The sequence below is a fragment of the Brevundimonas sp. R86498 genome (assembly GCF_044598075.1).
GTDB lineage: Bacteria > Pseudomonadota > Alphaproteobacteria > Caulobacterales > Caulobacteraceae > Brevundimonas.
Map to the genome: position 1 here is coordinate 1,687,115 of NZ_CP139004.1, position 25,455 is coordinate 1,712,569.

The following is a 25,455-nucleotide window of genomic DNA, read 5'->3' on the forward strand; positions in this document are numbered from 1 at the left end:
ATATGACATTATCGTCAGCTTCGTCGACTACGAACTACGCTGCACGCGAAGTCGGACGCGACAGGGCGAACACTGCGCCAAACCGACCCCAAGAGCGGACGGGCTGTGTTCATGGATACGCGGACCGCAACAAGGGGGCAGCAATGTCGAAATCAAAAACCACACGTCGAACGGCCATGGGCGCAGCGTCGTTTTCCGTGATCGGTCTTCTGGCCTTCGGGATCGCCGGCGGGGCCCAGGCCCAGACGGCACCGGCCCAGTCCGACTCAACCGAAGTCGACGAGATCGTTGTTACCGGAACGCGCGCCAGCCTGCAGTCGGCGATCGATCGCAAGCGCAACGCCAGTACGACGGTGGACTCCATCGTCGCCGAGGACGTGTCCCAGTTTCCCGACAAGAACGTTGGTGAGGCCCTGCAGCGCATCACCGGTGTGTCGCTGACCCGCGACCTCGGCGAGGGCAGCCAGATCAGTATCCGCGGCGTCGAGCCCGACCTGAACCGGGTCGAGATCAATGGCCTGAGCGTGCTGAACAATAATGGCTCGGGGGCCCGCGGTGCCAGCTTCCAGGAGCTGGCGTCCGAGCTGATCGCCTCGATCGATGTGTTCAAGGGCTTTACCGCGGACATGACCGAAGGCGGCGTCGGTGGCACGGTAAGCATCCGCACCCGGCGCCCGCTGGACCTGACCGGTCCCCTGCTGTCGGTCTCGGCCTCCGGGCAGTATTTCGATCTGATGGAATCGACCAAGTTCCGCGGCAACATCACCGCCGGGACCAAATTCCTCGATGACCGTCTGGGCGTGATCGTCAATGTCACCCGCGACGAAAATGACACCCGTGGTGATTTCCTGCGGGGCACCAACTGGCGGATCTATCCGACCACGGTCGGTGGAGCCGCTTCGAACCTCGGCGTGGTGACGGCCTCGGGCGACTACGACAACTCGCCGGACCGCACGTTTGTCGATCCGGACTATGCTTCGGCCACGAGCAAGGCGGCGTGCCCGACGGACGCCAGCACGGCCAGCGGCCGGGTCGCGATCCAGGAGTGTCTGGCCCAGTGGAACGACTACGTTCCCGCCATCCCCCGCTATGGCCTGTGGGAGCGCGAAGATCAGCGTACCTCGGCCAACCTGTCGGCCCAGTTCCGCGTCAATGATCAGCTGTCGGTCTTCGCCGACTATACGATCAACGACCGTCAGCAACACCTGACGGACTTCAACTACACCGTCGATGTGACCGCGCAATCGCGTATGAACGCGATCACCTATTCCCGCACGGGTACGCCCATCGCCAACTCGGGGACGCTGGCGGCGACTGTGGACGCAGATCACAATGTGGTCGGCTTCAATACCGCGGCCCGCTCGACCAGTTCCACAGCGGGTGCCGCAAACATCTTCAGCACGCAGAACCGGGCCTTCGACTACACCTATCGTTCGCAGTATTTCTCGGGCGGTTTTCAGTGGAAGAGTGACAACCTGACGGTCGACGGCGTCGTCGCCCACACGACGGGTGAGGCCAACAGCGACAGCAACTCTGTCACCTTCAACGCGTCCATCCCGAACATCCGCGTGGATCTGTCGGACCGGGGCGTGCCGGCCTTCACCTTCCCGGCCGGGTATGATCCGAATGATCCGGCGACCTATGGCATCTTCGCCAACAACGGGGCCGGAACCAACTATGCGACCACGGCCGTGGTCGTGAACTATGAGCCGACCGAGACCGAAACCAATGAGGATACGGTCAAGCTGGACGTGGACTATGTCACCGACTCCGGCTTCTTCACCAAGTTCGAGAGCGGTTACCAGTATCGCTCGGCCGGCACGCTGCAGTATGCGGTCGGCGGCTATACCCGGCCGGACGGCACCATCGTCCAGGGCGCGCGGGCGCGTCACAACCTGGTCCTGACGCCGACGGCGACGGCCAACGGGGCTGCGGTCTTCAACCCCCTGACTCTGCCGCCCGCCTATAACACCGCATACACGGCGGCCAACCTTGTCGCGCTGCTCGGCCAGATTTCCCAGACGACCCCGACCAACTTCTACGAAGGCGGCCGCGATGATCCGGGGATCGCTCTGCCAAGCGGCTGGTTCGCGCCCAGCTTCGGTCTGACCCGCGACAATGCCGGGCTGGATCTGTCGCTGTTCGACCGCGAGAACATCCGGCGGGCTCCCGGCTACACGGCAGCGGGCGTTCTGGTCGGTGAGTTCGACCAGATTCCTTCGATCGATGTCGTCGAGGCGGTTCATGCTGCCTATGCCCAGGCCAGCTGGGCCGGCGAGATCTGGAACATGCCGGTCAGCGGCAACTTCGGCGTCCGCTATACCAAGACCATCCTGGATGCGACCGGGGCCTATCTTCAGCGCGAAACCGTCGACAGCGTGACCACGCCGGGGACGACGGTCACCAGCAATCTCGGTACCACCATCGTCACGCTGGAGAACGAGTACGAGGACTGGCTGCCGACCTTCAACGTTGCGCTGGACGTTACCGATGAAATCGTCGCGCGCTTCGGCTACGCCAAGGTTCTGGCCCGTCCCAACCCGACCTTCCTGGTGCCCGCCGCAACCTGCACCTTCAACCGGACGGCCATCGGTCTGACGGACGACCTCGAGGACGTCTGCTCGGCCGGCAACCCCGCCCTTGAGCCCTACCGCGCCGACCAGTTCGATCTGAACATCGGCTGGTTCAAGAACCGCGACACCCTCATCAACGCCGGATTCTTCTACAAGAACATCGAGTCCTTCGTGGTCGGGCCGATCGTGGTCCAGGATGTGGACCTGTTCGGCGACGGGACGCTGTTTGACGTCACCCAGCGGATCAACGGCAACGGGGCCAAGATCCAAGGCGTTGAACTGTCGGCCCAGACGGCCTTCACCTTCCTGCCGTCGCCGTTCGACGGCTTGGGCGGCATCGTCAACTACACCTACAGCGAAGCCAAGGACGTCGGTCTGTTCTCCTCGCTGACCCAGGAGGAGCTGTCGTTCCCCGGCCTTTCAACCCACACCTATAATGTGGTCGTCTACTACGATAAGGGGCCAATCAACGCCCGTCTCGCCTACAATGCCCGCAGTGGTTACCTGCAGACAGCACGCGATGCCCGGGGCAATCCGGTCTACCGCGACGAGACCGGCTATCTGGACGGCCGAGCGGCCTACAAGTTCGGCGACAATCTGACGGTCTTCGTCGAGGCGCGGAACATGACGGGTGAAAACGAGCGCAGCACCAATGGCTCCGCCCGGCTTGTCGAGGATGTCTATTCGGGCCGCCGTTACTTTGCGGGCCTGACCTACCGTTACTAGAGCGCCTTTCCTCCCGGAGACGACTGACGGCGGATCCCCGGGTCCGCCGTCCCCTTTTCCCCGGGACATTCGACGTCCGCCTGCAGTGCGATCGGATCCCCATGACTGCCATCACCCGCCGCTTCCTCGTCGCCTCGGCCGCGACTTCGGCAATGGCGGGGGCGGCCGGGGCTCCGGCAGTGGCGGCACAGCGCGACACGCCGCTGGCTACGGAGCTTCACTGGCTGGATGGCGAGGCCCCGGTTCGGCATGAGGGCCAGACGTGGGGGGTGCCCTGGCCGCAGGGGCTGCACCGGCCCGGACGGACTTTCGCTGCGATCGACACCGCCGGCGCATCGGTCCCGTTGCAGACATGGCCGCTCGCCTACTGGCCGGACGGGTCACTCAAATGGACCGGGCATGCCCTGGAGGCGTCGTCCGCGCCGGCGGCGTCCCTCAGGGTGGAACCGGGGCGCCCCGCTGCCCCGGCCCTGCCGCTGTCCGTCCGGAGCCACGCGACCGGCATCGAGATCGAGACCGGTCCGCTGCACTGGTCGGTGCCCCTCTCGGGCCCCTCCCTGATCCGCCGTGCGACGAACGACGGTCGCGAGGTCCTGCGGGATCTGCAACTGGTCTGTCTGCGTCAGGACGGCCCGGAGCTGTCAGAGACCACGCCCCTGCGCCAGGAGCGCTATCTCAGCGAGGTCCAGTCGGTCGCCGTCGAACAGTCGGGGCCGGTCCGCGCAGTCGTGCGGCTGGAGGGGCGGCACCGGTCGGGCGACCGGGCGTGGCTCCCCTTCACCGTGCGACTGTATTTCCACGCCGGCGGCGAGGCCGTGCGGATCGTGCACAGCTTCATCTTCGACGGTGACGAGAAGACGGACTTCATCCGCGGCATCGGGGTCCAGGCCACCGTGCCGATGCGTGATCCCCTGTACGAGCGCCATGTCCGCTTCGGGGGGCGGGGTGAGGGGCTGTGGGCCGAGGCGGTTCGGCCGCTGACGGGTCTGCGACGTGACCCAGGCGCGGACTATCGCGCGGCCCAGATCGCCGGCCTGCCGATCCCGCCGCTGGAGCAGATGGACCCGCGCGTGCGCGATCGTCTCGACCTGATCCCGGCCTGGGGCGACTTTACCCTGTCGCAGCCGACGGCCGACGGGTTCGCCATCCGCAAGCGGACGAAAGAGGGTCACGGCTGGATCGACGCCCAGTCCGGCGAACGCGCGCCGGGACTGGTCTACGCGGGGGGTGTCTCCGGCGGTGTCGCGCTGGGGCTGGCCAATTTCTGGAAGGCGGGGCCGTCGCGGCTGGACGTGCGCGGAGCCGCCGAAGACGAGGCGACGGTCACGGCATGGCTGTGGTCACCGGACGCGCCGGCGATGGACCTGCGCTTCTATCACGACGGTCTGGGCATGACCGACCATGCGGCCGAGAACCAGGGCCTCGAGATCACCTACGAGGATTATGAGGCCGGCTGGGGCACGCCGTACGGCATCGCCCGGACCAGCGAGCTGACCCTGTGGGCGCTCACCGCGACCCCGCCGCGCGAGACCCTGTCGGCCATGGCGCGGGGCGTGGAAACACCGCCGCGTCTGGTCTGCTCGCCCGCCCGGCTTCGCGCGGTCGAGGTCTTCGGTGACTGGACCTTGCCGGACCGGTCCACCCCTCTGCGGGCCCGGCTGGAGGATCGGCTGGAGGGCCTGCTGGACCTGTACCGGGATCAGATCGACCAGCGCGGCTGGTACGGATTCTGGAACTATGGCGATGTCATGCACAGCTATGACGCCGACCGGCACGAATGGCGTTACGATATCGGCGGCTACGCCTGGGCCAACTCCGAGCTCTCGCCGGATCTGTGGCTCTGGTACGGATTTCTGCGCACCGGCCGGGCGGATGTGTTCCGCATGGCCGAGGCCATGACCCGGCACTCCAGCGAGGTCGACTGCTATCACATCGGTCCGCACCGGGGCTTTGGCACCCGTCACGGGGTCCAGCACTGGGGCGACAGCTCCAAACAGCCGCGGGTCAGCAACGCCGCGTTCCGCCGCATCTACTACTATCTGACCGCCGACGAGCGGGTGGGCGATCTGATGAGATCGCTCGTGGGGTCGGACGAGACCCTGACGCGGGTCCAGATCCGGCGCAAACGGCCAGCGCCGGATGATCCCGCGCCCGGCGGCCCCGTCGTCGATGCCGGCTTCGGCACGGACTGGAGCTCCTTCCTCGCGGCCTGGATGACAGAGTGGGAGCGGACCGGTGACCGGCGCTGGCGGGACCGGATCGTCACCGGCATGACCAGTCTGGCGGCCCTTCCGCGGCGCTGGTTCCATGGCGGCGGCCACTACGATATCCGCAGCGGCCGCTTTATCAGCGCCAATCCGGGGACGGGCATTTCCCACCTGAACGCTGTGTTCGGGGCGGTCGAGACCCATTCGGAACTGCTGCGGCTGGTGGATGTGCCGGCCTACAGGGCCGCGTGGCTGGAGTACTGCGTCTGGTACAATGCGCCCGCGGCTGAACTGGAAGCGTATCTGGGCACCCGTGTCGGCAACCGCGGCCTGCCCCAGGCCCATGCCCGCCTGACGGCTTGGGCGGCGCGCCAGCTCCAGGATCCGGCGCTCGCGCGTCGCGCCGCGAACGAGTTCCTCGCTGCGGGTCACTTCGAGGATCTGGGGCCGCAGTCGCGTCTGCGGCGGGTCGAGGGGGAGGCGGTGCTGCACCCCGTCGACGAGGATCCCGGCATGTCGACCAATGGCGTCTCCCAGTGGAGCCTGACGGCCATCCAGACCCTGGCGCTGATCCCTGACGCCCTCGATGCGGTTGGACTGCCGGAGGAAGGGCCCCGATAGGCCCGCGGGTGGGCGGGTCTGTGTGACCGTACGCCACCCCGGTAACGGTACGAAAGCGCGGTGCCGGGGTTGATCCGCCGCCGCTGCCGTGCGTTCACCCCCGCATGAAACAACCGAACAAGCCCGCCGTCCTCACCATCCGCAATGCGAACCTTGCCGATGTGGACGCCATCGCAACCCTGGTGGGCAAGGTCTACAAGGACATGCCCGGGCTGACCCGCGGCATGCTTCGCGGACAGATTGCCGCCTTTCCGGATGGGCAGTTCGTCGTGGAATATGCCGACGAGATCGTCGGCTATGCCGCCGGCTTCCGCATCGACGAAAAGACCGCAATGTCGCCCCACACCTGGACCCAGATCACGGGCGGGGGCTATGCCGCGCGGCACGATCCGGTCGGGGACTGGCTCTACGGCATGGAGGTGTGCGTCGACCCCGACCGGCGCCGGCTGCGCATCGGCCAGCGGTTGTACGACGCGCGCCGCGACCTGTGCGAGGCCCAGAACCTGCGCGGCATTGTGTTTGGCGGACGCATGCCGGGGCTGGCGCGGCGAAAGGCGGCATACCCCGATGCGCGGGAGTATCTGGACGCGGTCACGGCGAGGAAGCTGAACGATCCGGTGATCGGGTTTCACATGCGGGCGGGCTTCGAGCCGATCGGGGTGCTGGAGAACTATCTGACCTCGGATACGGCCTCGATGGGCCACGCGGCCCACATGGTCTGGCGCAATCCGTACTACGCCGAGACCCATGGGCGGGGGGCGGCCTTCGCGGTCAAGGAGACAGTGCGGGTGGCGACGGTGCAGCTGCAGGCGCGCAAGGTCGCCAGTTTCGAGGAGTTCATCTCCAACATCGAATATTTCGTCGATGTGACCTCGGACTACCGGTCTGATTTCGTGGTGTTTCCCGAGCTGTTCACCCTCCAGCTTCTGTCGCTGGAAAAGAAGAAGCTGTCCCCTGTCGAGTCCATCGAGGCCCTTACCCGCTATACGCCGCGCTTCGTCGAGGCCATGCGCAAGATGGCGGTCGAGTACAACATCAACATTATCGGCGGCTCCCACCCGACCCAGACCGATGACGGCGACATCCAGAACGTCGCCTATGTCTTCCTGAGGGACGGCTCGGTCCATGAGCAGGAGAAGATCCATCCGACGCCGAACGAGCGGCACTGGTGGAACATCAAGGGCGGCGACCGGGTGCACGCCATCCCGACCGACTGCGGGCCGATCGGGGTGCTGATCTGTTACGACTCCGAGTTCCCGGAGCTGGCGCGGCGGCTGGTGGACGAGGGGGCGAGGCTCCTGTTCGTGCCGTTCTGCACCGACAACCGGCAGGGGTATCTGCGGGTCCGTTACTGCTCGCAGGCGCGGGCCATCGAGAACCAGTGCTACGTCATCCTGTCGGGCAATGTCGGCAACCTGCCGAATGTCGAGAACATGGACATCCAATACGCCCAGTCCTGCATCCTGACGCCGTGCGACTTCCCCTTCGCGCGGGATGGCGTGGCGGCCGAGGCGTCGGAGAATGTCGAGACGGTGACGGTCGCCGATCTGGATCTGTCGGACCTGGCCTGGGCGAAGTCGCAAGGCACCGTGCGCAATCTGCGCGATCGCCGCTTCGACCTCTACAAGACGGTCTGGACCGACAGGGGCTAGGGCACCCGGGTGCCCGGATCCACCCGTCAGGACACCGAGTCGCGTTCAATGATCCGGACCGGGAGGGTTGCGGAGGGTGTCTCCTCGCCGTCCATGCGCCGGAAGAGGAACTCGACCAGGGCAGCGGCCCCCCGCTTGAGATCCTGATGCACCGTCGTCAGGCGGGGGTGGGCGTGTTCCGCCAGCGGCAGGTCATCGAAGCCGACGACCGAGACATCGCCCGGGACGGTCAGGCCGCTGGCCTGCAGCGCGCGCAGGGCCCCGAGCGCGATCACGTCCGAGGCGGCGAAGATGGCGTCGAACTGCACGCCGCGCATGATCAGGCTCTGGACCGCCGCGAGGGCCGTGTCTCCGGTGAAATGGGCCGGCTGGACGAGGACGGGATCGAGGGGGATGCCGGCGCGGTGCAGCGCCGCCTCATAGCCCTCGAGCCGACGCTGGATCTCGGGCAGGGCGGCGGCGCCCAGGAAGACGATCCGCTTGCGGCCCGCCGCCAGCAGGGTGTCGACCGCCGCCCTGGCTCCACCGATATTGTCAGAGCCGACCGAGCAATAGGCCTGTTCCGGGAGGTGGGCCCCCCAGACGACCAGGGGCAGGAAGGTCCGGGCGGCCTGGTTGATTTCCTCGTGCTGGTCGCTCTGACCCACGACGATATAGCCGTCGGCCTTCTGCGACTGGACGTGGTTGGTCAGCCAGCCCGGTTTCGGCGAGGGAATGCGGGACAGGAGCACGTCGAACTGCCGGGCGGAAACTTCGTCGGCGATATGACCGAACAGCTCCAGAAAGAACGGGTCCGAGATCAGCTGGTCCGTCTCATGGCCGAGCGGGATGGCGACGCAGATGGTCCGGGTGCGGCTGGACCGCAGTCTCTGGGCGCTGAGGTTGATGACATAGCCGTTCTCGGCGGCGATCCGCTGGATCTCGCGACGGGTCTCCAGCGGGATCATCGGACTCTCGGCGAGGGCACGCGAGACCGTCGAGGTCGCGACACCGGCCAGCCGGGCGATGTCCGCCATCTTGAGCGTTGCACCCGGAGTGCGGGTCGGAGGAGTGCGCCGATTGCTGGCCATGGCTTTCCATAGCGCACCGCAGCCGGTCCGCAACGGTTGCACTGCGCGCGTGCGGCCCTCGCCGTGCTGCGCATCGGTGCCCCCACAGCTCGGCCCATCCTCGCGAAGACTTGCCCGCGGAGGAGAAGGCCCTATTGTTTGCAATCGATTGCGCCAGAGAGCGCGACGGACGGTGCAGGAAGCGAAACCATGATGACCCTTGAGTGCCGGACGATATCCATCGGAGCGGCACCGGTGCGCGCCGGCCGGGATGCGGACGTGGTTCTTTCTGCCGTCGATCCCGAGCTCCGGCCCGCCGCCAGGCAAATCCTTGACGAGCCGGTCCTCAGGATCACGCGGGAAAACCTGTCCGAGGTGCGCGGGCTCTGGCCCGTCCCGCCCGCCCTGCCGCATCCTGCTGCACAGCCCGAGCGTCGGCAGATCCCGGGACGGCGAGGGCATCCGGATGTGGCGGTCGAGCTGATCGGCCGGTCCGCCCCGGGTCGGGTCCGGCCCGCCCTCATCCACATGCACGGCGGGGGATTGATCTCGGGCCGGGCCGCGCATTCAACCGCCTTCTGCCAGGGGATCGCCGCGCAGTTCGACTGTCTGGTGGTCAATGTGGACTATCGGCTGGCTCCGGACACGCCGTTCCCGGGCCCGGTGGAAGACAACTACGCCGCGCTGGACTGGGTCTATCGCAACGCGGATGAGCTGGGTGTCGATCGTCGCCGGATCGCCGTCATGGGCGAGAGCGCGGGGGGCGGGCACGCCGCCCTGCTGGCCCTGATGGCGCGTGACCGGGGCGAGCTGCCGATCTGTCTTCAGGTTCTGATCTATCCGATGCTGGATGACCGCACGGGGCCCTCGACCACCCCCTCGGGTCCGATCGGGGCCATCGGCTGGTCGGCCGAGGCCAACGCCTTTAGCTGGAGCGCCTTTCTGGGCGGGGAGGCGGGGGCTCCGCCGGCCGGTGCCGTTCCGGCCCGGGTGGAGGACCTCTCCGGCTTGGCCCCCGCCTTCATCGGTGTGGGGGCGCTGGACCTGTTCGTCGATGAAGACATGACCTATGCGCGCCGCCTCGTGAACGCCGGGGTCCCCACCACCCTGCGGGTGGTGCCGGGCGCCTTCCACGCCTTCGACTTCGTCGTCCCCGAGGCCCGGGTCTCGCGCGCCTTCACCGCAGCGTGGCAGGAGGCCCTCGCGACCGCCTTCGCCCCGCTGTGACCGCTTCTGTGTCCGGAGACCGCCCCATGATCACCTCCGCGCGCGGCCCGACCCTGACGCGGCGTCTGGCCCTCGGGTTGGTCGCGGCCTTCGCGCCGTTCTCGCAGGCGCTGGCCCAGCGGCCGGCCCTGAGCGCCCGACAGGCGCTCGGACCGCTCCCGCAGAGTTGGCGTGATGCCGAGGTCATCGACCTCTGGTCGGGGCCAGTGCCGGGAGAGGGCTTTGAGGCCCAGCCACTCGCCGCCGATTTCCCGCCGGGCTTTTTCCGCAACGTGGCCCGGCCGACGCTTCATGTGTTCCGGCCGCAGGTCAGCAATGGCGCGGCCGTACTGGTCATCCCGGGCGGCGCCTATACGTTTCTGGTCCGGACGCACGAGGGGGCCGAGACCGCCGAGGCCCTGGCGGCGCTGGGCTACACCGTTTTCGTCCTGATCCACCGGCTGCCCGGCGAGGGCTGGACCGGGCGGTCGGACGTGCCCCTGCAGGACGCCCAGCGCGCGGTCCGCGTCATCCGGGCGAATGCGGCGCGCTTCGAGGTCCGGCCGGATCATGTTGCGGTGCTGGGCTATTCGGCCGGCGGCCATCTGGCTGCAACCCTCGCCACCGGATACGGGGAGATCGTTCATGCTCCGCGCGATGCGGTCGACGCGCTGAGCGCCCGGCCCGATGCGGCGGCCCTGATCTATCCGGTGATCACCCTGGACCCGGCGCAGACCAATCCGCAGACGGCCCTGTCGCTGCTGGGGCCGGACCCGGCTCCGGAGGCGATCGTCAGACGCTCTCCCGATCATCAGGTCAGCGCGACCACACCGCCGGTGTTCCTCGTGCACGCCCTCGACGATGAGGCGGTTCCGCCGGAGAACAGTCTGCTGATGCTGGCCGCCCTGCGTCGTGCCGGCGTGCCCGCCGAGGCGCATCTGGTCGAGGAGGGCGGGCATGGGTTCGGGCTGGGGCCGGTCAACGCTCCGGCCGGCCAGTGGCTTGGCCTGATGCATGCGTGGCTGACCCGTTCGCTCGCCGGGGCGGCTGCCCGCACGGCCCCCTGAGGCCGCTTCGACAGGGCCTGCAGCCAACCCTGTAAAGGCCATTGCGCCCGGCGAAATCTGACGTAAGGTCGTTGATGCAATCGTTTGCGTAAAAGGGCGAACCGTCCGGCTCCAAGGCCGGGTGGCCTGGCCCGGAAAACGAAAAAAGGCGTCGTTCAAGACGTCCGGGGGGAAGGTTCGGAAATGTACTCGGTCTCGAAGCCGCGGCTGCCATTGCTGCGCATCGTGGAAATGAACCTGGGCTTTCTGGGGCTGCAGTTCAGCTTCGGTCTGCAGCAGGCCAATATGGCCCCGATCTATTCCTACCTCGGGGCCGACGTCGCCAACATTCCCCTGTTGCAGCTGGCGGGTCCGCTGACCGGCCTGCTGATCCAGCCCCTGATCGGGGCCATGAGCGATCGGACCGCGTCGCGCTGGGGCCGTCGCACCCCCTACTTCGTGGTCGGTGCGGTCCTGTGTTCGATCGGCCTGTTCTTCATGCCGCTTAGCCCGACCATCCTGGCGGCCGTCAGCATGCTGTGGATCCTGGATGCCGGGAACAATATCACCATGGAGCCCTACCGGGCGTATGTCAGCGACCGGCTGTCGGAGGATCAGCGCGGGTTCGGCTTCCTGTCCCAGAGCGCCTTCACGGGGCTTGGCCAGATGCTGGCCTATCTGTCGCCGACCTTCATGGTCAACGCGCTGGGCTTCGACATCAATGCGGTCGATTCCCACAATATTCCGATCATTACCCGCGCCGCCTTCACCATCGGCGCGGTCCTGTCGATAACGACCATTCTGTGGTCGATCCTGCGGGTGCCGGAACTGCCCCTGACCGAGGCGGAGCGCGCGCGTATCAAGGCGCTGAAGCTGACCGTCGGCGGGACGCTGATGGAGATCTGGAACGCCATCCTGGCCATGCCGGTGGTGATGCGCAAACTGGCGCTGATGAGCCTGTTCCAGTGGTACGCCATGTTCGCCTACTGGAACTACGTGGTCTATTCGATCAGCCGGTCGGTCTATGGCGAGACCAATGCCGTCTCCGAGGGGTTCCGGCGGGCGGTGCTCGACAATGGCCAGATCGGCGGCTTCTATAATGGCGTGGCCTTCGTCGCGGCCCTGGCCATGGTGCCGCTGGCGCGTCGGGCGGGGCCGGCGCTGACGCATGCTGTCTGTCTGCTGGCGGCCGGGGCCGGGATGTTCGCCATCCCGCACATCACCGACAAGGCCTGGCTGTTTGTGCCGGCCATCGGGGTCGGGCTGGGCTGGGCCAGCATCATGGGCAACCCCTATATCATCCTGGCGCGCAGCATCCCGCCGGAACGGACCGGGGTCTATATGGGGATCTTCAACATGATGATCGTCATTCCCATGCTGCTGAACGCGGTGACCATGCCGCTGTATTTCAACAGCCTGCTGGGCGGCGATCCGCGCAACGCCCTGATGCTGGCGGGCGTGCTCATGGCCATCGCCGGCATCTGTGTCCTGTGGCTGCGCGAGCCGCGCCGGCCGGAGAGCCCGGCGACGGCGGCCCTCTAGACCGGCGAGGCCGTCAGGGCCGGGGGCCGAGCAGGAACGGCAGCACGTCCTGCAGCCGGTCGCGCCAGGCGGCCTCGTTGTGGCCGACGCCGGCATAGGAGCGCGAGATCATGTCCTGGCCGGAGGTGTAGCCGAGCTGGTTCAGGGCCGAGACCAGGGCCTCGTGGGCCGGGCCGTAGTACTGGTCGAGGTCGCGTTCGCTGCGGTCCAGCCAGAACCGGTGGCGGCCGGCCGGGGGCAGGCGCTCGAGGGCGAAGGCCCGGACAGCGGCGGCCACATCCCGGACGAACGTCTCGGGCGGGGGCGGGAGGTCCCCGACCGGCAGAAGGCTGAAATGGCCGGACAGGGCCGCGATGCCGCCGAAGACCCCGGGATATCGGGCCCAGATATCGACGGCCGCGACCCCGCCCATCGAGGACCCGACGATGAACGTCGAGGCCGGATCGGGCGCGGTCGGGAACAGGCGATCGATCAGGGGTTTGACCGTTCCAACCACGAAGGCGGCATAGCCGTTCGGCCCGGGCAGGCCGCCATAGGCGGTCTCGATCCGGTGCCGGGAGTCCGGGGCCAGACGGGACAGGATGGCGTCCGGCGCATAGTCGATCAGCCGGTTCCCGGTGCTGGCGATCCCGACCACGAGGAGGGGCGGGATCCGGCCGGCGTCGATCAGGTCCGAGGCGCAGCGATCGATCTCCCAGGCCACGCCGAAGGGGACGCGCCCGGCCTCGAACAGGTTCTGGCCGTCCTGGAGATAGAGCACCGGGCAGGGCCCGTCCGCGCCGGCCCCATCCGCCTGCCAGACGAACAGGTCGCGCGGGCCGAATCCGGGCGAGTCGAGGGCCGGGCGGACCCAGAGCCGCCCCCGGCCCGAGGGCGGCTCCAGCGGCTGGAAGTCGGGCAGGCGCGCAGGGTGGATCGGGATTACCGTCACCGTCGGCGAACCCTAGTGCCCCAGATGACGATCAAAGAAGCGGAGCATCACGTCATAGGCCTGACGGGATTCGGGAACGTCGGCGTTGTAGAAGAAGCCGTGGAACAGGCCCTCCCAGACATGGAGGTCGGCATCGACGCCCAGCCGGACCAGCTGGGTATGGGTATAGACCGAGGAGCTCAGCTCGAACCCGCGGGTGCCCGTGATGATCAGAGTCGGGGGAAACTGGCGCAGCACCTCGTCTGACGCGGCGGGCGAGACCAGGGGATCCCGCAGATCAACGCCGGCGAAATAGGGCAGGCCCGATCCTGTGTCCGGCTGCGGGCGCGGCCACGGAGCGGGCATGCGGGCGTCGCCGAGGGGGCCGTTGAAATAGTCGGCGTCCCCGCCGAAGCCGGCGCTGGACATGGTGCTGCCGGCGCAGAAGATGCCGATCGCGCCGGGGCGGGGCAGGTCGTGCTTCTGGAACCAGGCGACGGACATACTGGTCAGCATGCCGCCGGCCGAGCAGCCGTAGATGCCAATGTTGGCGGCTGGATAGGTCTTCAGCAGTTCGGCATAGACCGAGGCGACATCCTCGCTGGCGGCCGGGAAGCGGTGCTCGGGGGCCTGCCGGTAGTCGACGGCGACGACGCGGATGCCGCCCAGGGCGGTCAGGGGCATGGACTCCAGCTCGGCGCAGCCCGGGAAGCAGCCCATGAAGCCGCCGCCATGCAGGTTGATCAGGACCCGGCCCTGCTGTCCGGGCGCGACGCCACCTGCGGGGCGGTAGTCGTAAACGGGGACGCCGCCGATCGTCGTGTCGACGCGTTCATGGGCGAAGAGCGCCTTCTGGCGGGCCAGATAGGGTTTCATGAAGATCGGAACCCCGTTCTCCTGCGCCAGCAGCTCGGGCTGCTGCATCTGGATCAGGTGCTCGGCCACATAGGCTCGGGCCTCGGGGCTCAGCATTTCGGAGACCGGCACGGACATGGCCGGCGCGTGAACCGTCCCGTCCGGGTCGACGCGGACGGTGTTCGGGGTCTGGGCCGCCGCCGCCGATGCGGCCAGCCCGCCCGCCATGAGGCTGGCGAGCGCGAGGCCGCCGATGCGGCCGGCCCAGTCGGTCAGAACGTTTCTGGTGGTCATTCTCTTTCCCTCTCCAGCTGTCACCGGGCGCTCTGTGTCGCCTCGCGGGACCGCGATCCCGACACCGGGATAGATCAGCCACAGGCATCGTGCAATCGTTTGCACGATTTCGCGTGAGGCACTTGCAATCGATTGCGCAATCGGCATGATCCCCCTTCGAGAGCGGCTCAAGCCGCCGGGGGAGTGGAACAGATGCGTCTCAGCCGAAGAGAGTTGACCCTTGCCCTGACAGCGACGGTCGCTGTGTCCGGTGTTCCGGTCCGCGCGCTCGCCCGGGCCGTTCAAGATCCTCTCGCCCGCGTCGATCCGGAGCTCCGGGCCGGGGCCCGGATGATTCTGGAGCGGCCGGCTCCGCAATGGAACCGCGAAACCCTGGCGATGATCCGGTCCATTCCGCCGGTCGAGACGCCGCCGCCCCCATCGCCGGCCACGGTCGAACAGCGGCGCGCGCCGGGCGTCTCCGGCCATCCCGACGCCCCGTTCGAGCTGATCGGCGCGCGGCCGGGGGCGGGTCTGCGCCCCGCGCTGATTCACATCCACGGCGGCGGCTTCATCGTCGGGCGTGTGACCGACACCACGGCCATGTGCCAGTCCATCGCGACCGAGCTGGATTGCGTGGTCGCCAACGTCGACTACCGCCTGTCGCCCGAGACGACGTTCCCGGGGCCGGTCGAGGATTGTTATGCGGTTCTGGCCTATGTCCACGCCAATGCCGAGGCCCTGGGCGTTGACCGGACGCGGATCGCCGTCATGGGCGAGAGCGCCGGTGGGGGCCTGGCCGCCATGCTGGCCATCTCCGCCCGCGACCGGGGCGAGATTCCGCTGTGCTATCAGGTGCTGATCTATCCGATGCTGGACGACCGGACCGGCTCGACGGTCCGGGTGCCCGACTTCATCGGCACGATCGGCTGGGATGAGGCCGGCAACCGCTTCGGCTGGTCCAGCTTCCTCGGCCAGCCCGCCGGATCGCCGACGGTGCCCCACGGGGCTGTCCCGGCCCGGCTGGAGAGCGTATCCGGCCTGGCCCCGGCCTTCATTGGCGTGGGCGGGCTCGACCTGTTCGTGGACGAGGATATCGAATACGCCCGCCGCCTCGTCGCGGCCGGAGTTCCCACCACCTTTCACCTCACGCCGGGGGCCTATCACGGGTTCGATTTCATCGCTCCGGAGTCCCGCGCGTCGCGGGCCTTCACCGGGGCGTGGAAAGCCGCGCTCGGGGCGGCGTTCGCGCCTGCTGCTGCCAGCACCTGAGGCGTACCGACACGCGGGGCCCGCAAGGGCGGCCCGCATCCAGAACCATCCGGCTTCCCTGTGAAGCCGGTGGCACAAGAAAAGAAGCAATCGATTGCACAAGCAATCGGAACACGGGGAGGACGATGACGATGACCACCAGACTTCAGGCTTCAATCCACGGCCGGCAGCACCGCAAACCCGCTTTTGCGGGGCGCGGTGTCAGCCTGGCCGCGATGGCCCTCGCGGCCTCGCTGTCGGGTGCCCCGGCATGGGCCCAGGACGCGGCATCCGATCAGGACACCAATCAGGTCGACGACATCATCGTCACCGCCCTGAAGACCGGCGCGCAGCAGCTGGACCGCGTGCCCCTGGCCATCCAGGCCTTCTCCGAGGAGACGCTCAAGGATCGTGGCGTCCGTGACGGCGCGGACCTCATGCAACTGATCCCGGGGGCCTCCCAGGCGCAGGAAATCGGGGCCGGCTATCGCGTCTTCTCGTTCCGCGGTTCGGGAGCCGGCGGGCCCGTCGGTGACGGGATGATCGGCTACTATCTCGACGATACCCCTTTCGGCGTGCCCAACTTCCAGGCCGCGCCGCCGGTTCAGTATTTCGATCTGGATCAGGTCGAGGTGCTGCGTGGGCCGCAGGGGACCCTGTATGGCTCGGGCTCGATGGGCGGCACGATCATCTATCGCACCCGCAACCCCACGCTGGACCGCTTCACCGCCCAGGCGGAGGGTGAGGTCTCGACCACCGCCAACGCCAGTGATCCGAACTACCGCGTCGCCGGGGCCGTCTCCATCCCGATCGTGGAAGACGTCCTCGGGATCCGGCTCAGCGGCGGCTACGATCGTCGGCAAGGGTACAACGACATCTATTCGGGTGCCCCGACCGGCACGCCTCGCGAGACGGACGCCAACACCGTCATCGCCGAGGACCTTCAGGCCGTCGTGCTGTGGCGGCCGAATGCCGACACCAGTGTTCGTCTGCGCGCGTGGAAGTTCAGTACGGACCAGGACTATCTGAACGTGATGAACTCGATCGACCCGCCGTACGCGTCGTTCCAGGGCGATGTCGTCGGCTTCGATCACCGGCGTTCGGAATACTATTCCAGCACCATCACCCACGACTTCGAAAACTTCACCCTGACCAATGCAACCTCCTATCAGAAGTCGCTGCCCGGGGGCTTCCAGGTGGGGCTGAACCTCGGTGCGCCGCTCGGCATCGGAACCCTGAACAACGGCGGGAATTCGGACAGCTTCGTCAACGAGTTCCGGCTGGCCACCTCGGGCGACGGCCCGCTGCACGCGGTCGGCGGCGTCTTCTACCAGAAGGCCGAGGGGCTCTATACCTTCAACATCGCCTTCCCGACGCTGAACCTCAACGGCGAGACCATCACCCGCACCGAGAACGCCTCGATCTTCTCGGAGGTCAGCTATGACCTGATGGGGGGCAAGCTCGTTCCGCTGATCGGTCTGCGGTACTTCCGTGACACACGCTCCTCGGACTCGATTTCCAATGGCGTGGCGGTTTCCAGCGAATCCAAGCCGGACAAGGTCACCTGGCGCGCCAACGTGGCCTACTATCCGACCGAGGACTGGATGGTGTTCGTCAACGCCGGCACCGGCTTCCGCAGTGGCATTCTGCAGTCGCAGGCCCAGGCGGACGCCGTCATCGCCGATGGCGTTCCGAGCTCGATTGCCCTCACGCCCGACGAGCTCCTGAACCTTGAAGTCGGAACCAAGGGCACGCTGTTCGACGGGGCCCTGCGCCTTGCCACCAGCGTCTACCAGATCGACTACAAGAACCTTCAGGCCGCCTTCAATACCTCGATCGGTCTGTCGGCCTTCGCGAACCTGGGCGACACCCGCACGCGCGGTATCGACATAGAAGCCTCCTGGGACACGCCGCTCGATGGCCTGACCCTCGGCGTCATCGGCAATGTGAACGACTCCAAGTTCAGGAATGTTGAGCCGGAGTTCGCCGCCGCCAATCCGCGCTACGCCGACGGTGAGGATCTGATCAACACCCCGCCCTACAACTGGCGTCTGGATGCCAACTACGATCGGAACTTCGGTCGGTACGACTTCTTCGCCAATGCGTCGATGACGGCCGTCGGGCGCAACAAGAACGGTGATGCGACCGTCGATACCCTGGATCCGTACCAGCTCTACCGGGCCGCCATCGGCATCCGTTGGGACGAGTATGAGGTCAGGCTCTATGGCGAGAACCTCGCCGACGAAAGGGGACCGACCGCTTCCAACGGTCCGACCCTGCTGGCGGGGCCGCGTCCCCGCACGGTGGGCATCACCCTGCGCATGGACCTGAACTGAGGCGGAGGCGGCGCGTCCGACCGGCGCGCCGCCGTCCTTGCGTATCAAGGCGGAAAGAGGAGACCGACTTGGTCGGAAAGCTTGGAGCAGGCGGGGCCATGGTCGGCCGGCGGATGGTGTTGACGGGCGCGGCTGTGGCCGGGGCCCAGGCTGTCCTGCCGTCTGCGGCCTCGGCCGGAGCCTCGGGTGTGCACCAGGCTGGACCTGCTGCCCCGGCGGGCGACGCCATCGAGGCGGGTGACGGCATCGCCGTCGTCCAGACCCGCTCCGGCCGCGTCGCGGGCTATGTCAGCCACGACGTCCTGACCTTCAAGGGCATCCCCTACGCCGACACCACCGCCGGCGAGAACCGCTTCCTGCCGCCGCGTCCTCTTACACCCTGGAGTGGCGTGCGCAGCGCGCGGCAGTACGGGCCCGTGGCTCCGCAGGACAAGGGCACGGGTCGGCTGAACGACGAGGAAGCCTTCATCTACCAATGGAACGACAGCGTCGAAGGGGAAGACTGCCTTCGCGTGAATGTCTGGACACCGGGTGTCGGAGATGACCGCCGTCGCGCCGTCATGGTCTGGCTGCACGGCGGGGGTTACGCCGCCGGATCCGGCCATGATCTCCCGGCCTTTGATGGCGAGAACCTCGCGCGGCACAATGATGTGGTGGTGGTCAGCCTGAACCATCGCCTCAACCTGCTCGGCTTCCTCGACCTGTCCGAATTCGATGCGCGCTATGCGCACTCGGGCAACGTGGGCATGCTGGACATCGTCGCGGCCCTCGAATGGGTGCGGGACAATATCACCGCCTTCGGGGGTGACCCGGACCGCGTGATGATCTTCGGCCAGTCGGGCGGCGGGGCCAAGGTCAGCACCCTGATGGGGATGCCGGCGGCGCGCGGCCTGTTCCATCGCGCCGCGGTCATGAGCGGCTCTTTCAGCATGCTCAACACCCAGGCATCGGCGCGTCGGCTGGCACGCCTGCTGCTGGCGGAACTGGGCCTCTCGCCGGCCGAGGTCGGACGGCTTCACAGCCTGCCGTACGAAATGCTGGAGGCTGCGTCGGCGAAGGTGATCGCGCGGGAGAACGCGCCCTTCCCGGGCTATGTCGATGTGCGCGCCCTGGCCGGCCGGGTGGACTTCGCCCCGGTCGTGGATGGCGATGTCCTGCCCGCTGCCCCCTTCCGACCCTATGCGCCGGCTCAGTCGAGGGATGTTCCCCTTCTGGTGGGCTCGACGCTCAACGAGTTCGTGAGCGGCATCAACCAGCCCGAGATCGAGGCAATGGACGAGGCCGAACTGCTGCGCCGGGCTGAGGGGTTCGCGCCCGGCAAGGGCGCGGCGACGGTGGCGGCTTTCCGGCGCCGCACACCGGATGCGTCGCCCTTCGATCTCTGGTCGCGTATCGCCTCTGCGCCCGTTCGTCTGAGTGCCGTCCAGCAGGCGGCAGCCAAGGCCGCGGGCGGGGGCGCGCCCGCTTGGCTCTACTGGTTCACCTGGCAGACCCCCGTGCTGGACGGCCGCCCGCGGGCCTTCCACTGTCTGGATATCCCCTTCGTGTTCCGCAACACGGACCGTTGCGCCTCGATGACCGGCGGGGGCGGGGAGGCAAGGCGGATCAGCGGCCTGATGGCCGACGCCTTTGCCGCCTTTGCCAGGACGGGGGATCCGAACCACGCCGATCTGCCTACGTGGCGTCTGTTTGATGGGACGGACGAGGCCTGCCTGATGATCGATGCCGACGTGCGGCTGGCCTCGGCGCCGGATCGCGACGAGCTCGCCCGTGTCGTCTGACCGCCCTCCCGAACCGCCTGAAGGCGTTGCTGAAACTGGCCTGAAGACGGATTGCTCGGCACGATGACGACGGTTGCACAGCGGGTGGACCCCGGCTCGCCATCGAACCCGATTTCAAGGCCGGAGCCCCCGGCCGATGTCCTGCGGCGCACGCTGGAACGGCTTTACGGCGATCAGGCCGGGGTCCTGCTCGAACGCGTCGGGCAGAGCCTCAGCTGCGCCACGGAGCAGAGGCCGGACGGGCTGAAGGCGCTGGACCGTGAACGCGTGGCGGACCCGGCGTGGACCCGCCGGTCGGGCGAGACGGTCTATACCTTCTACGTCGATCGCTTCGCCGGGACTCTTGAGGGGGTCATCGACCAACTCGACTACCTGGCCTCACTCGGCATTCGCTGGCTCCATCCCCTGCCGCTGCTGCGGGCGAGACCGGGAGACAGTGACGGCGGTTTTGCGGTTCAGGACTATCGCGAGGTTGAGCCGGCGCTGGGCGACATGGCCACGCTGGAGCGTCTGGCGTCAGAGCTTCGCGCGCGCGGCATGGGACTGCTGCTCGATGTCGTCTGCAATCATACGGCACGGGAGCATGACTGGGCGGTCCGGGCGAGGGCCGGGGATCCGGTCTATCGCGCCTACTACCACACGGTGGAGACGGCAGAGGGCGTCGCCGGGTGGGAGCGGACCCTGATCGACGTCTTTCCGGACACCGCCCCGGGGAGCTTCACGCATGATGCGGATCTGGATGCCTGGGTCTGGACGACCTTCTATCCCTTCCAGTGGGACCTGAATTACGCCAACCCGGACGTCTTCCTCGAGATGCTCGAGGTCCTGCTGTTTCTCGCCAACAGGGGCGTTCAGGGCTTCCGGCTGGACAGCGCGCCTTTCCTCTGGAAGCGGCCGGGCACATCCTGCCGCAACCAGCCCGAGACCTATGCCATCATCGAGGCCTTCAGGGCCGCGCTGGATATCGCCGCGCCGGGCGTGGTGCTGCTGGCCGAGGCGATCGAGAGTCTGGAAGACGTTCTCGCCTTCTTCGGACGTGACGCGGACGGGTGCGATCTCGCCTACAACAACGGGGTCATGACGGCCCTGTGGGGTGCGCTGGCGGATCAGGATGTCGGGATCGTCCGCGCCGTCCTCAAGGCGGCGGCCGCCCGTCCCGATCAGGGGGCCTGGCTGAACTACGTGCGTTGCCACGATGATCTGATCTGGAATGCGCTGGCGGCCTACGCCTCGCCTCAGGACCTCGCGCGCTGGTCCGCCTTCTATGACGGTGGCGGATTTTCCAGCGGCCGCCGGTTCCAGACCGCAGCAGGCGGCGTTCCCTCCACGAACGGGATGGCGGCGGCCCTGGTGGGACTTCAGCGCGCGGATGTGGATCCGTCGCTGGCCCTCGGACGGCTGATCCTGCTCTATGCCGTGGTCCACGCCCTGGATGGATGGCCGCTGATCTACATGGGTGACGAGATCGCGCTCGGGAATGATGAAGCTTATGCCGACGATCCCCTGCGGCGCGATGAAGGCCGGTGGCTGCACCGGCCCATGATGCGCTGGGGCACGGCAGCGACCGCGATGTCCGCCGCGACCAGCGAGGAGGGCGGTGCGGCGGCGGTGGTCCTCACGGCGATGCGGACGCTGGGTGAAGGGGCGCGGGCGCTGAACGGGCTGGGTGTCTCAGGCCGGGCCGAGCCGGTGCCGCTGGAGCCGGCGCAGGTGCTGGGATTCAGCCGGTCCGGGGGGCGTCCGTTCCTGTGTCTGGCCAATTTTGCGGATCGCGCTGTCGTGGTTGATCGTCCCCCGGGCTTTGACCGCCCCGGCCTGTCTGTGCTCGAACTCGATCCTCGTTCCCGCAGGACCGGTCAGTCTCGGGCCCTATGAAGTGCTGTGGTGGGTTGCCGATCAATGAGTCTGTTTGCGGGGATTGAACTGGGCGGGACCAAGGTCGTGATCGGCTTCGGGTCCGGACCGGACGATCTGGAGCCGCCGATCCGCATCCCGACCACGACGCCCGGGGAGACGCTGGCGGAAGTGGTTCGGGTGCTTGAGACGAGGTCGCGGACGCAAGCGCTGGCGGCGATCGGTGTGGCGAGCTTCGGGCCGGTTGGCCTGGACCCGGCGAGCGACCGCTATGGCCGGATCCTGAGAACGCCCAAGCTTCACTGGTCGGATGCAGATCTGCTTGAGCCGCTCCGGCGTTTCGGCGTTCCGGTCGGACTGGCGACCGATGTCGGAGGGGCCGCGCTCGCGGAGGGCCGCTGGGGCGCTGCGAAGGGCCTGTCGGATCATGTATATGTCACGGTCGGAACCGGTGTCGGCATGGGCGTGGTCGTCAACGGGGCGCTCGTGCGCGGCGTGCTCCATCCCGAAGCGGGGCATTTGCCGGTCCGCCGCGACCCCGGGGATGACTTCCCCGGGGGCTGCCCCTTTCATGGCGGGTGCCTGGAGGGTCTCGTCAGCGGGCCGGCCATCGCAGCCCGGCTGGGGCGTCGGGCTGAGACACTGGCGGCCGACGATCCCGCCTGGGACATCATTGCCGGCTATCTGGCGCAGATGACGGCAGCCCTGACCTACACCCTGGCCCCGCAACGGATCCTTCTCGGGGGCGGTGTCGGTGCGAACGTCCACCTGCTGGCCCGGGTTCGCCTGGCCTTGCGCGCAGAACTGGGCGGCTATCTCCCGGCTCTGGACACGGAGGCGGCGCTGGGTCGGTACCTTCAGTCGCCGGGACTCGGCGACCGCTCGGGTGTGCTGGGTGCGCTTCTCCTGGCCGGGGATGCGCGGGCGGCGGAGTGTCTCTGAAGGTGCGCTTCGGTCGGCTCAGCCGGCGGAGATGCGGCGGCGCGAGACTGGCGAGACCGGAGCGACGGCCGGACGGTCGGACGACCCAAGCGCGGCTGATCTGCGCCGATCCTGGGTCCGCAGTGTCGCGAAGTCCTGATCGGGCGCGACGCGCACGAGATGGCGCAGTCGCTCTACAAGACCGGGCAGGAGCGCGGCTGAGATGCCGGCTGTGTCCCAGGCCAGATCGGTCAGTGAGAGGCTGCGTCCGGTCACGCCCTGGCCCAACTCAATCAGGACGCCGAACGCAAGGGCTGCAAGCGCCAGGTCGGTCCGCCGGCGGTGCGGGGCGATGGCGAAGAGCCCGACGGTGACGGCATAGAAGGCGATCGCATGGGCGACGGTGTCGCTGAGGCCCAGATGCCGCTCCAGTCCCTGGAAGGGACCCAGCAGCAGAACCGTCAGGAGGGCACCCGCAATCAGCGCGCCCAGACGCAAGAGGCCGACCAGACGTTTCGGTGTGAGCAAGGCGGTGATCCCGGTGAGCCCAAACCGTATGCCCCTGCGGGCGAATACCGGGTGAACCGATACGGTTGTCGAAGCGTGAATGGCATCCGTGCCGGTGCGCGACGCCATGGATTGATCCCTTCCGGGCAGGATCGCATTCCCCTTCAGGGGATCCGGCCCTAGAGTTCCTGCCTGTCTGTCCGCCTCGGCGCGCCGGGGTCTCAGGCCCATGCGGGCCAAGGCCTGCCCAACGCCCTTGCTGGAGATGTCATGGAACCGGTCCGGATCGGTTTGGTCGGAGTGGGCAAGATCGCCCGCGATCAGCATCTGCCCGCCTTGCGGAAAGGCGATGACTTTGAATTGGTGGCCGTTGCCACCCATCACGACGGGGTCGAAGGGCTGCCAGCCTATCCCTCAATTGAGGCACTTCTCGAGGCGGAACCCACGATCTCGGCGGTCAGTGTCTGCACGCCCCCCGTCGGCCGCCACTCCATCGCCCGCGCGGCGCTGGAGCAGGGTCGGCATGTGATGCTTGAAAAGCCACCCGGAGCGACTGTGGCAGAAGTCGAGCATCTGTCGGCGCTGGCCGCCGCGCAGGGCCTGACCCTGTTCTGCACCTGGCATTCCCGCGAGGCCGCAGGCGTTGAGCCCGCCCGCGCCTGGCTTCGTGACCGGATCATCCGGTCCATCCGGGTCGTGTGGAAGGAGGATGTCCGACGCTGGCATCCCGGGCAGCAGTGGATCTGGGAGCCCGGCGGGCTGGGGGTGTTCGATCCCGGCATCAATGCGCTTTCCATCCTGACCCGGATCCTGCCGGAGGCGCTGGTGCTTGATCGGGCGACCCTGGCCTTTCCGTCCAATCGGGCCGCCCCGATCGCCGCGGAGCTGACGATGCACAGTGTGTCGGGTGCGCCGGTCTCGATCGAGTTCGACTTCCGCCAGACCGGCGAACAGTCGTGGGACATCCTGGTCGAGACCGATGCAGGAACGCTGGCGCTTCACGAGGGCGGCAGCCGGCTTGTGATCGACGGAGCGGCCCGGGTGCTCGGCCAGGAGGGACTGGCCGGTGAGTATCCACGGCTCTACAGCCGCTTTGCGGACCTGATCCGTCGCGGCGGGAGCGATGTCGATCTGGAGCCGTTCCGGCACGTTGCAGACGCGTTCATGCTGGGCCGGCGTGAGATCGTTGAGCCTTTCGAGGACTGAGGTGCGCCCGGCTGTCAGGCCTGCGAGATCGTCCGCGTTTCGTCCGAGATGGTGGCCGCAGCATCACGGAGACGGTCCATACAGGTGGGCATGTCGCAGGTCGGCGGCGTCTGTTGGATGAAGGGGGTGATCAGGGTGGCGATGATGCCGTCCGCCCCCATGATCGGCGCGACGAGGTCGGTGACGCCCTTGACGAAGTCGCTGGCCCGTTCGACGTGGCCGCAGGCTCCGGCCGCCTCCGCCAGGGCGATGAACTGCGCGGTCTTGCGCTGGCCAAACCGCTCTTCCAGCAGGGTGGCGAGGCGTTGGCGGGCCGCGTTGGAAGCGCACCCGTAGAACAGCAGGCCGGAGGTCGCCTCGATCAGGTTGCGCCGGTAGCCGACCCGCACGGAATAGCCCAGATCGCCCGGACTCTCTATCCGGGCGATGACAACGATCTGGTCTCCGGACGGCACGACCAGATGACAGGACTGACCCGTGGCACCCGCCAGATCGCGCATGACGGGCAGGGCGGTCTCGGTCAGCGATTTCACCGGTGCCTGGGCCATGCCGAGGGTGAACAGGCGGTTGGTCAGGCTGTATCCCTCGGCGGAAGCCTCGATGTAGCCGCGGAACTCCAGCACCTGGATCATGCGGAACAGCTCGCTGACCGAGCGTCCCAGTCGGCCTGACATCTGCGAGGGCGTCATCGGTGTGCCGTGCGTCGACAGCAGTTCGAGCACGTCCAGACCCTTCTCGAGGGCCGGTGCGCGATACTTGCGGTCTTCCGACTCCGCGGTGCGCGTCATGGGATCCCCTGTGGATGCGCCGTCTGTCCCCGATGTGGCGAAATCAGGCATGGCATCGCAGCTGGCCGTGCCACCTGTAAACGATAAACTGCATATGAAAAATTGTTGATCGCGGACAGACGCTCACCTAGCGTCCGCGACCTGAGCCCGC

The 25,455-nt window shown here is 67.6% G+C and carries 17 protein-coding genes; 12 read left to right on the forward strand and 5 right to left on the reverse strand.

All coding sequences use genetic code 11. The annotated features are described in order from the left end of the window. Positions 1 to 143 precede the first annotated feature (143 nt). From SJY26_RS08295 to SJY26_RS08305, 3 genes are all read left to right on the forward strand, one after another. On the forward strand, positions 144 to 3,299 hold the full coding sequence (locus SJY26_RS08295; RefSeq protein ID WP_396595658.1) for a TonB-dependent receptor: 3,156 nt from the start codon (positions 144 to 146) through the stop codon (positions 3,297 to 3,299). A gap of 101 nt (positions 3,300 to 3,400) precedes the next feature. Next, positions 3,401 to 6,127, forward strand: coding sequence for a Tat pathway signal sequence domain protein (locus SJY26_RS08300; protein ID WP_396595659.1), 2,727 nt, complete (start codon positions 3,401 to 3,403; stop codon positions 6,125 to 6,127). Positions 6,128 to 6,231: 104 nt separating this feature from the next. After that, the gene (locus SJY26_RS08305) at positions 6,232 to 7,779 is read left to right on the forward strand and encodes a GNAT family N-acetyltransferase (protein WP_396595660.1); all 1,548 of its coding nucleotides are present in this window, start codon (positions 6,232 to 6,234) and stop codon (positions 7,777 to 7,779) included. A 26-nt stretch (positions 7,780 to 7,805) separates the two neighbouring features. Here the strand turns inward: SJY26_RS08305 and SJY26_RS08310 are convergent, their stop codons facing one another. Further along, positions 7,806 to 8,795: a LacI family DNA-binding transcriptional regulator gene (locus SJY26_RS08310; RefSeq protein WP_396595661.1), complete on the reverse strand. Its 990-nt coding sequence runs from the start codon at positions 8,793 to 8,795 to the stop codon at positions 7,806 to 7,808. Between the two features lie 243 nt (positions 8,796 to 9,038). Between SJY26_RS08310 and SJY26_RS08315 the strand changes: the two genes are divergently transcribed. The 3 genes from SJY26_RS08315 to SJY26_RS08325 all read left to right on the forward strand — a co-directional run bounded on the left by SJY26_RS08315 (position 9,039) and on the right by SJY26_RS08325 (position 12,622). Beyond that, positions 9,039 to 10,055 carry an alpha/beta hydrolase gene (locus tag SJY26_RS08315; protein ID WP_396595662.1) on the forward strand — a complete coding sequence of 339 codons (1,017 nt, stop codon included), beginning with the start codon at positions 9,039 to 9,041 and terminating at the stop codon, positions 10,053 to 10,055. Between the two features lie 26 nt (positions 10,056 to 10,081). Continuing rightward, positions 10,082 to 11,101 carry an alpha/beta hydrolase gene (locus SJY26_RS08320; RefSeq protein ID WP_396595663.1) on the forward strand — a complete coding sequence of 340 codons (1,020 nt, stop codon included), beginning with the start codon at positions 10,082 to 10,084 and terminating at the stop codon, positions 11,099 to 11,101. Positions 11,102 to 11,284: 183 nt separating this feature from the next. Beyond that, positions 11,285 to 12,622 (forward strand): MFS transporter, encoded by a 1,338-nt coding sequence (locus SJY26_RS08325; RefSeq protein ID WP_396595664.1) that lies wholly within the window; start codon positions 11,285 to 11,287, stop codon positions 12,620 to 12,622. A 13-nt stretch (positions 12,623 to 12,635) separates the two neighbouring features. Here SJY26_RS08325 and SJY26_RS08330 read toward each other — a convergent pair whose 3' ends face one another. Together SJY26_RS08330 and SJY26_RS08335 are read right to left on the reverse strand one after the other, a co-directional pair. Continuing rightward, positions 12,636 to 13,553, reverse strand: coding sequence for an alpha/beta hydrolase (locus SJY26_RS08330; protein WP_396595665.1), 918 nt, complete (start codon positions 13,551 to 13,553; stop codon positions 12,636 to 12,638). A 12-nt stretch (positions 13,554 to 13,565) separates the two neighbouring features. Next, positions 13,566 to 14,681, reverse strand: a complete 1,116-nt coding sequence (locus SJY26_RS08335; protein ID WP_396595666.1) for an alpha/beta hydrolase — start codon at positions 14,679 to 14,681, stop codon at positions 13,566 to 13,568. 213 nt (positions 14,682 to 14,894) lie between these two features. On the opposite strand from SJY26_RS08335, the gene SJY26_RS08340 reads away from it, so the two are divergent. From SJY26_RS08340 to SJY26_RS08360, 5 genes are all read left to right on the forward strand, one after another. Further along, positions 14,895 to 15,932, forward strand: a complete 1,038-nt coding sequence (locus SJY26_RS08340) for an alpha/beta hydrolase (protein ID WP_396595667.1) — start codon at positions 14,895 to 14,897, stop codon at positions 15,930 to 15,932. 131 nt (positions 15,933 to 16,063) lie between these two features. Next, the gene (locus SJY26_RS08345; protein ID WP_396595668.1) at positions 16,064 to 18,247 is read left to right on the forward strand and encodes a TonB-dependent receptor; all 2,184 of its coding nucleotides are present in this window, start codon (positions 16,064 to 16,066) and stop codon (positions 18,245 to 18,247) included. Between the two features lie 68 nt (positions 18,248 to 18,315). Beyond that, on the forward strand, positions 18,316 to 20,028 hold the full coding sequence (locus SJY26_RS08350) for a carboxylesterase/lipase family protein (RefSeq protein ID WP_396595669.1): 1,713 nt from the start codon (positions 18,316 to 18,318) through the stop codon (positions 20,026 to 20,028). 63 nt (positions 20,029 to 20,091) lie between these two features. Further along, positions 20,092 to 21,903 carry an alpha-amylase family glycosyl hydrolase gene (locus tag SJY26_RS08355; protein WP_396595670.1) on the forward strand — a complete coding sequence of 604 codons (1,812 nt, stop codon included), beginning with the start codon at positions 20,092 to 20,094 and terminating at the stop codon, positions 21,901 to 21,903. A 24-nt stretch (positions 21,904 to 21,927) separates the two neighbouring features. After that, positions 21,928 to 22,824 (forward strand): ROK family protein, encoded by an 897-nt coding sequence (locus tag SJY26_RS08360; RefSeq protein WP_396595671.1) that lies wholly within the window; start codon positions 21,928 to 21,930, stop codon positions 22,822 to 22,824. A gap of 18 nt (positions 22,825 to 22,842) precedes the next feature. Here the strand turns inward: SJY26_RS08360 and SJY26_RS08365 are convergent, their stop codons facing one another. Continuing rightward, positions 22,843 to 23,331 carry a hypothetical protein gene (locus SJY26_RS08365; protein WP_396595672.1) on the reverse strand — a complete coding sequence of 163 codons (489 nt, stop codon included), beginning with the start codon at positions 23,329 to 23,331 and terminating at the stop codon, positions 22,843 to 22,845. Between the two features lie 249 nt (positions 23,332 to 23,580). Here SJY26_RS08365 and SJY26_RS08370 point away from each other — a divergent pair, with 249 nt between their 5' ends. Continuing rightward, complete coding sequence (locus SJY26_RS08370) at positions 23,581 to 24,516, forward strand: Gfo/Idh/MocA family protein (protein ID WP_396595673.1); 936 nt, start codon at positions 23,581 to 23,583, stop codon at positions 24,514 to 24,516. Positions 24,517 to 24,530: 14 nt separating this feature from the next. Here the strand turns inward: SJY26_RS08370 and SJY26_RS08375 are convergent, their stop codons facing one another. After that, on the reverse strand, positions 24,531 to 25,304 hold the full coding sequence (locus SJY26_RS08375) for an IclR family transcriptional regulator (RefSeq protein ID WP_396595674.1): 774 nt from the start codon (positions 25,302 to 25,304) through the stop codon (positions 24,531 to 24,533). Between the last annotated feature and the right edge of the window lie 151 nt (positions 25,305 to 25,455).